This window comes from Vibrio sp. 1249-1, assembly GCF_033340495.1.
This window is the reverse complement of sequence record NZ_JAWOWJ010001163.1, coordinates 1-519: the sequence shown is the minus strand read 5'-3', so window position 1 is coordinate 519 and position 519 is coordinate 1. Positions and strand designations below refer to the sequence as shown.

The 519-nt window shown below is 51.3% G+C and carries 1 protein-coding gene and 1 pseudogene; one reads left to right on the top strand and one right to left on the bottom strand.

All coding sequences use genetic code 11. The annotated features are described in order from the left end of the window. Positions 1-228 (top strand): annotated as a pseudogene (locus R7Z50_RS31050) (hypothetical protein); the annotation flags it as partial. 77 nt (positions 229-305) lie between these two features. On the opposite strand, the gene R7Z50_RS31045 reads toward R7Z50_RS31050, so the two are convergent. Beyond that, a partial coding sequence (locus tag R7Z50_RS31045; protein ID WP_318150219.1) for a hypothetical protein occupies positions 306-519 on the bottom strand: 214 nt, incomplete at its 5' end.

The window sequence follows — 519 nt, the reverse complement described above, 5'->3', positions numbered from 1 at the left end:
CATCGCATTCTGGAGTGCCCTGTCGGTTGGTTCATGGAAGCTGATGGCAAGGCATTTGATCATGAAGTGTTCCACGATTACGTGGTGGCTCATGGTTATGGCGAACCTTCCAGCGAAGCCTATGAGCTGGCGGAGCGGTGGTTCTGGCAGGGCAACGATTATGCGTTGATAGCTGCGGAAATAGTTGCTCGTGATCTTTGTGTTCGTGATGACGAAGATGAGGACTGATCCTATGGATGCTGTAGCGCATATAGCAGCAGATAACCTTGTACCGGCATGTGGAGGTGCAGAGAAGCCGTTTACCGTTAGTGGTAGACAGTGGCTTTACTGCTATCACCCAGCCAGTGGGAGGCACTGCTACTTAGACCTCGATAATGACCGTCCAGTCTGGCATCGAGGATTTCATCCTGCTTTTCATCCTGAGCTTGAGTTCGCTGATGAAGCTGAGTTGCTTCGACCAGTTGAGCGAAAGCCTGACCATGAAGAGCTGGAGGATTTTTACTTTTAACCCACGGGGCC